Annotated in this window: 6 protein-coding genes; 2 read left to right on the forward strand and 4 right to left on the reverse strand. The window is 44.3% G+C overall.

Annotated features, from left to right (window positions below; genetic code table 11):
• Positions 1-262 precede the first annotated feature (262 nt).
• Both QUA45_RS27235 and QUA45_RS27240 read left to right on the forward strand, forming a co-directional pair.
• The gene (locus QUA45_RS27235; protein WP_333222957.1) at positions 263-1,174 is read left to right on the forward strand and encodes an SH3 domain-containing protein; all 912 of its coding nucleotides are present in this window, start codon (positions 263-265) and stop codon (positions 1,172-1,174) included.
• Positions 1,175-1,402: 228 nt separating this feature from the next.
• Positions 1,403-1,531, forward strand: a complete 129-nt coding sequence (locus QUA45_RS27240; RefSeq protein WP_333222959.1) for a hypothetical protein — start codon at positions 1,403-1,405, stop codon at positions 1,529-1,531.
• Positions 1,532-1,600: 69 nt separating this feature from the next.
• Here QUA45_RS27240 and QUA45_RS27245 read toward each other — a convergent pair whose 3' ends face one another.
• Genes QUA45_RS27245 through QUA45_RS27260 form a run of 4 tightly spaced genes read right to left on the reverse strand, consistent with a single transcriptional unit; the run spans position 1,601 to position 6,307 of the window.
• Positions 1,601-1,864: a hypothetical protein gene (locus QUA45_RS27245; protein WP_333222961.1), complete on the reverse strand. Its 264-nt coding sequence runs from the start codon at positions 1,862-1,864 to the stop codon at positions 1,601-1,603.
• Positions 1,861-2,673, reverse strand: coding sequence for a glutathione S-transferase family protein (locus tag QUA45_RS27250; protein WP_333222963.1), 813 nt, complete (start codon positions 2,671-2,673; stop codon positions 1,861-1,863). Before QUA45_RS27250 ends, QUA45_RS27245 begins: the two co-directional genes overlap by 4 nt.
• A gap of 24 nt (positions 2,674-2,697) precedes the next feature.
• Positions 2,698-5,277 (reverse strand): S8 family peptidase, encoded by a 2,580-nt coding sequence (locus tag QUA45_RS27255; protein ID WP_333222965.1) that lies wholly within the window; start codon positions 5,275-5,277, stop codon positions 2,698-2,700.
• A gap of 28 nt (positions 5,278-5,305) precedes the next feature.
• Positions 5,306-6,307 (reverse strand): ATP-binding protein, encoded by a 1,002-nt coding sequence (locus QUA45_RS27260; RefSeq protein ID WP_333222967.1) that lies wholly within the window; start codon positions 6,305-6,307, stop codon positions 5,306-5,308.
• Positions 6,308-6,546 lie beyond the last annotated feature (239 nt).

The following is a 6,546-nucleotide window of genomic DNA, read 5'->3' on the forward strand; positions in this document are numbered from 1 at the left end:
TATCCTCGAATGCAGGAACCTCGCTCTGTCTTGAAATCTAAACGGAGGGCGTGATTGAGACTTTTTCAGTGCCATTGATTTATAGGCGTAGCAGCTTTATTTGTCTTCGTTCAACTCACCAAACATTAAATAATATAAATAAAACTTGACTTGCGGTACTAAAAAAGTTATATAGAGCTTTTTGGTGGAAGACAAATCAATTTTTTTGCTATATTGACCTGCAATTAAGATAATGATTGTGGTTAAGTGAGGAGTTGAACGGATGAAAAACTTGAATTGCTGGAATAAACCCGCTGCATTGCTGGGCGCGATCGCGATCGTAGCCGGAAGTTTGCAGGCGAATGCCATCGGTGTTGCCGCCCCATCAACATCCACTGTCAGTCAAGATGCGGAAAATATTTCCTTTGAAGATAGCGCCACGTTTCAAATAGCCCAGGCTGGGAACCTTTGCCGTAAAGTCACTCCCAAAGAAGGTTTGACCGTTCGCCAGAACCCAGACCCCAAATCCCCTAGAGTGGGCGGGGTAGGACTTAACACTCAGGTAACGCTCTCCCAAGGCGCTACTTCGGTTAAAGCCTCCGACGGTCGCCTCTGGATTCAAATTACCGCTCCCGTCACAGGGTATGTAGCTAGCGGCTATCCCAACGACGAAAGTAATTTAGGTTCGTGCACCATTAGTCAAACTCCTTCCCCAAGTCCCGCACCAGCACCAGCGCCAGCACCTGCACCTGCGCCAGCGCCTGCACCAGCGCCAGCGCCAGCACCTGCACCAGCACCTGCACCAGCGCCAGCGCCAGCACCAGCGCCAGCGCCAGCGCCAGCACCAGCGCCAGCACCTGCACCTGCACCTGCACCAGCACCAGCGCCAGCACCAGCGCCAGCACCTGCACCTGCACCTGCGCCAGCGCCAGCGCCAGCACCTGCACCTGCAACGGGTCCCGTAAGTCTGTGTCGCCAAGTAGAACCTCGCGTAGCGCCGAGGGGTCTAGCTATCCGCAGCGAGCCTTCCAAGACTTCTGCTGTTAAAGGCGGTGTAGCGGCTAACGGTCAAGTAACGCTTGTGCCGAACTTCCAGTTAGTGAAAGATAAGAATGGAGAAAATCGCAATTGGGTTGAGATTTCAGCCCCTGTGCCCGGATTCATCTCGGCTGGAAATTTGATCATGTGCAAGTAAATTTCTGAGTTCGATCGCTCTTTTTGACTAAAAGAGCGATCGACTCCGAAAATAGTTTTAAGATTGTCGCGCAGCCAGGGAACAACGCCGAGCCCAGACTGCTTCTGGGGCTTACGAATGAATAACTTATTTCTATCGGGAAGCAGGGGTAGCGAATCTTTCTGTGCGTCTGTTTTTCGTGACTAGCGTCAAGTCCTAGCTTGGTTCCTCGCAACCCACGCGGGATGGATGAATTTAAGCAAAAAGCCGATCGACCTTTCTACTGACAGCGGCCGCTTGCCCAATCTTGGTGTCCGCGATTTGGTTGACACTTGGATTGTCGGCCAACCCAGACAATTTCCCACTTATTTTGCCTGAGTCTGAGTTCGATGCGGTGCCGCATTCCGGCAACAGAATCGTCAGCTAAACCGACGACGGTTTGGACAATTACCGCTGTTTCTCGCGTGGGATATTCAACCGAAATTTGGTCGCTTTTTCTGCCTTCAGATTCTGTGTCGCTGCTAAAGAGTTTTGCTGCGATATCTTTGGGATTGGAGACGGTAATTTTGCGATCGGCAAGGAACTGTGTTTAGGGTTAATTGCTTCGTAGTTCGATCGGGCGGCGGGCTGCCCCATTGCTGCGATGGGAATTTGGATGCAGGCGAAAATAGCTAGGAAAAAGAGCGATCGCTTGACAATTGATTGGTTCATGAGGCTTGAGATTGTGCGAGAAACTTTTGTCTCCGAGATACGAAAGCCGCCAAGTCTGCCTCGGTGAATTGAGTTTGCTGCCATGAGGGACGCGACATTAGTCGATCGCACCAAGCTTGAATTTTAGGATAGCCGTCTAGGGACACATCAACCCAAGATAGCAAGGGCACGACGGTGCCGGCAACGCACTCGGCAAAGGTAACAGTGTTGCTAGCGAAAAAAGGGCGATCGTCCAGCAAGCCTTCAAAGAATGTCAGCACAGTATTGACTTTTTCCTTAGCCTTGGCGATTTCCTGCGCTGGTGGAGTTCCCCAGCCCATTTTTTCACTGCTTAGTGGGTTAAGTCCCGGTAGAAGTTCGTTAACCGTGACCAATTCTACCATCCTCACAACTGCCAAATCTTTCGGTTCTTTTGGCAGCATTGCCGGTTCGGGATACTTCGTTTCTAGATAGTCAAGAATTGCTAGAGACTCGACGACAGTGAAGTCATCATCGACCAAAACAGGGATGCGGTGAAAAGGATTGATTGCGACAAACTCAGGCTGTAAGTTATCCCCGGTTAAGTGGATTTCTACTAATTCAAAGTCAAGGTTTTTTTCTAAGAGGGCGATCCAGACGCGGCGGGAGTTGGGGGAAATGGGAGTGTGGTAAAGTTTCATGGCTGCTGCTGTGGTTGTTGAGAGACTGAGGTGTTGAGGGTTGAGTTGTCGGGCGTTGCTGAAAATATTTAGACTGTAGTCAATTTTATACGATCCGGAATTGTCAGGGCAAATACTGGTTAAATATAACAAAAATATGTGCGATCGCATTTAGCTACTTTAGCTACATCATATTTAGTTAATTTCCACCTGTTGCTCTAATTCTATTTCGACTTGAGCCTCAACAAATGGAGTGTAAATTGGAATATTCGATGCTAATGCTTCAAAGCTAATAACGAGAGAATAGGGTGCTTCTGCATCTGGATCGTTATTCCAACCTTCATGGCCAACTACTGCAATGCAGAATGCTTCTGTAAGTTCAAATGACTTGACAACCGTCCAATCCTTTTGAACAGTTCCCGCGCTTCTAGAAACACCATGAATTTTTCCATAGTTTTTCGCTTTTTTGCCAATAGTCCACTGAAAAACTTCCTGTCCCTTATCTGCATTCTCTGGAGTATCATACTCTTTTAAAATCCTCGCCAGAAATTTTTCTGGATCTTCTTCCTTTTTGCTACAATCCCAATCCAGCCAAGTTGAAAGATATTTTCTACGATTTCTACGAGTTCGACGTGGTTGTGCTTTGTAAGATAGAGTAACTTCTACCAAAATCTCATGTTCTTTTCCCTGACTACGCAATCCTTCTGGCAATTTGACTTGGTAAACATGAGCCTGTCTGGCTTTGATATAACGGTTTTCTCTTGTAATCAAAGTGATGCGATTCGGAGAATTACCTAAAGCGCGATCAATATTTGGAATGCCATAACCAATTTGACGAACAGTATCAAGTTTTTCTTCTGCCCACTCTGGCCATCTGGCTGATTGTACTATCAGCGCACGATGTAAAAGGCAACTCTCATCCGGCAACTCAGCAGCAAGACACGCTGCTATATGGCTGACTTTTGGCGTAGCATATGACGTTCCCACCGTGTCAGCAGCAACTGCTGGTCCACCATTCAAAGTCGATCGTACTAATTCAGGACAAACTTCTTTACGTGAAATAATGTTAGGTGGTATTGATTCATCTTTTATTAAGTCCCCACCATATTCAACTACTTCCGGTTTAATTGTATCCCAAATTCCTAACCCAGAGCATGAAAAAGCTGAGGGTTTATTCTTTTGTGATATGGAAGAATAGGATAGTGCATGATAAGAAGCTGGAGAAATTGATCCAACGGTTAAGGCTTGAAAACTTTGTGCAGGGTTAGCAATTCTACAAGAATTTTCTAAAAGATAATCTGGACATAGCCGATTTGCTGCCAGATGATCTTTGACAGATAATCTTGTATATCCTATTTTTCCACTGAAAGGTAAATTACCTGCTGCCACAATAAACAATATATCATTTTTCCATGTCAAATTATCAATCGCCGCTGCCCAAGGACTCATATATTGGGTGTGGCACGGAACAGACCCAGTAATAGAATGATTAAAAATTCTAGTTTTTGTTTGACCGTGATAAAAGTCCACAATATCACCTAGCAATTTCGGTGGAAATAGCTGTTTAGGTAGTTGACAATTAACATCAAGGACTCTCGCATTTTGAATCCAGCAAATAGCTTTTTCCTTTCCAGTACGAGGTATGGTTATGGGGTAAATGACTGCACCAGCTACCCTGGTTCCGTGGCCGCCATTCCTAACACGGTCAGCAATTTGGTCGGTTTCTCCCGGCACCCAAGATGTTGAATTATCGCAATCAATTGCTGCTTTTAAGAGAGGATGCCTTTCTTGAATCCCACTATCTATAACACATACCTTGGGAGCATTTAATTTCGGTGCTTGTAGTTTGAAAGTAGGAGTATCAACATCAGATAAAGCTTCTCGCTCAACAAATTCAGCAAACTCATCAGGCTCACTGACATCAAAAATATAAGGAAAGTTGAAAACTAAATCTTTTAATCCTTTACCTGAAATTTTAATTCTACAGGAAAAACTATCTGGTAATTTAGCTGATTGAGGAATACTTCCATCAACTATATTTAATATTTCTCCTTTATAATTTTGAATAAATTCTGTGAACTCATTTTCTCTTTCGGACTTTATATCATCCCAGTTTTCATAGGTAAAGTCACGTTTGTCAATCCAACGATTAACTCTTTTTTCAAAATGCTCATCACTTTCATTAGTTTCTCTCTTTGGAGAATTAGGCAACTTAGGTGTAATCCCTAAACAAGCAATACCTACATCAACTGTGTATATCTGGTCATCTTTAACTAGATCCCAATGAGCCATTAATTCTGGCGAAAGAATGTATTCTGGCTTTTTTATTCCGTCAATCAGATCCCAGATTTCTGCAACTTTTCCACCACCATATTCTTCTCTAATAAATTTTCCTATTTTATTTCGCAGTTCACTAAGTTCTAAATCTGCTGATGCACCAATAATATATCCATCTTCGATCTCTGCAATTAGCTCAATCCCATAGGATTTAAGACTCTCTGGATCGAAAGAATTTGGATCTATTTTTAAGATAATGCGTCGAGATTTAGGAAGTTCGGGTTGCTCTTCTTCTTCTCGTTTTTCTTCAGTATCTTTCCAATTAGCAGTTATGGATGATACTGAACTATTTAGCCTACTACCATGTCCCCATCTGTCACCAGAATTTGCGAGTGTTTGAGGATCTTTGTTCCTGCCTCCTCCTTGTGGACTTGCAGCAATTCCTTCTTTTGCAAGGCTGAGCTGAATATGCGGAAATCTATCAGAACGTTCAACCATTTACTTCTCCTGACACAAAAAAATAAATTTATGTAACCTTGATTTCTTTAATCGCTTCTTCCAAGTGTTCGTGAATCACCAGCTCCTCTCGCTCAAGAATTGCCCGTTTAGCAGCATCTTGTGCTACCCTCACAGCTTGAGCAGCAGAAAAATCTCTCATCTGATCAATCAACACAGGCCAGTTAATAGAGCCTACTTCCATAGCAGATAGTGTTTCTTTTAGGATAAATTCTAACTCTTTTTCTCCGGGCTTTGGTACTTCTATCAAATCATCAAATCGTCTCCACAGTGCAGTATCAAGAGATTTAGTGAGGTTTGTAGCCGCTACAATCAGACCAAAGGTGGGTTCATATTCATCCAAAATCTGAAGAAATGTATTTACCACTCGCTTAATTTCTCCTACTTCCTGATGGTCTTCTCTTGATTTAGCAATCGAGTCGCATTCATCAAGAAACAACAAACAGGGATTTTTTGATGCTTCTTCAAAAACCAGCCTCAAATTACTCGCCGTTTCCCCTAAAAAAGATGATACCATTGCATCAAATCGAACTTTGAGAAGTGGTAAACCTGTATTCCAAGCTAAACGCTCTGCTCCAAGTGTCTTACCACAGCCGGGGAAACCGTACAGAAGAATTTTTTGTCTGTAGCGGAGTCCGTGAAGAGCAAGCCTATCTCTTGCTGCATACTCGCGCTCAATTCGCTGGAAACGTTTTTCAATAACTTCAGGAAGCACCATGTGATGCCGCAGTTTTTCCCTTCCTATGACAGTCACTAAAGGAAGGTTTAATCGCTTACTTGTCGGCAGTTCGCTTAAAGCTTGTCGGCTATTTGGTACTGGCGAAGCTGCTTTGCTGTTAGAGGTCGATTTCTCTTTCTGGCTCTTTTTGGTAATATTCTCTAATTGGTCGGCTAGTAGCGTGTGTCCCTTCTGGCGCTCTTCCTCAATGACTAGGTGTGTGAGTTTGTCGATCGCCTCTGTGTCGGCACTCGCGATCGCCCTAAATAATCTTTTGAGAACTTCTGCTTTCATAGCGCCTCTCAGTGTACTAGAGAGAACGCCATTATAACTTGATTCATTAATCAACTACATAAAAAATAAAGTAGGTGAGGGCCCTTGCGCCCCCACCTACTTTAAAGACGACGATTAATTAGTAATCGAAGTCGCCGCCGCCCATGCCGCCGCCAGCGCCAGCAGCAGCAGCGCCATCCTTCGGTTCAGGCTTGTCAACCACGATGCACTCGGTTGTCAGCACCATGCCAGCAATAGAT

Origin of the sequence: Microcoleus sp. Pol12A5 (assembly GCF_036701435.1) — a bacterium.
GTDB lineage: Bacteria > Cyanobacteriota > Cyanobacteriia > Cyanobacteriales > Microcoleaceae > Microcoleus.

Coding starts and splice junctions, on each gene's coding strand:
- QUA45_RS27235 (WP_333222957.1), top strand. CDS start 263: ATGAAAAACTTGAATTGCTGGAATAAACCCGCTGCATTGCTGGGCGCG.
- QUA45_RS27240 (WP_333222959.1), top strand. CDS start 1,403: ATGAATTTAAGCAAAAAGCCGATCGACCTTTCTACTGACAGCGGCCGC.
- QUA45_RS27245 (WP_333222961.1), bottom strand. CDS start 1,864: ATGAACCAATCAATTGTCAAGCGATCGCTCTTTTTCCTAGCTATTTTC.
- QUA45_RS27250 (WP_333222963.1), bottom strand. CDS start 2,673: ATGCGATCGCACATATTTTTGTTATATTTAACCAGTATTTGCCCTGAC.
- QUA45_RS27255 (WP_333222965.1), bottom strand. CDS start 5,277: ATGGTTGAACGTTCTGATAGATTTCCGCATATTCAGCTCAGCCTTGCA.
- QUA45_RS27260 (WP_333222967.1), bottom strand. CDS start 6,307: ATGAAAGCAGAAGTTCTCAAAAGATTATTTAGGGCGATCGCGAGTGCC.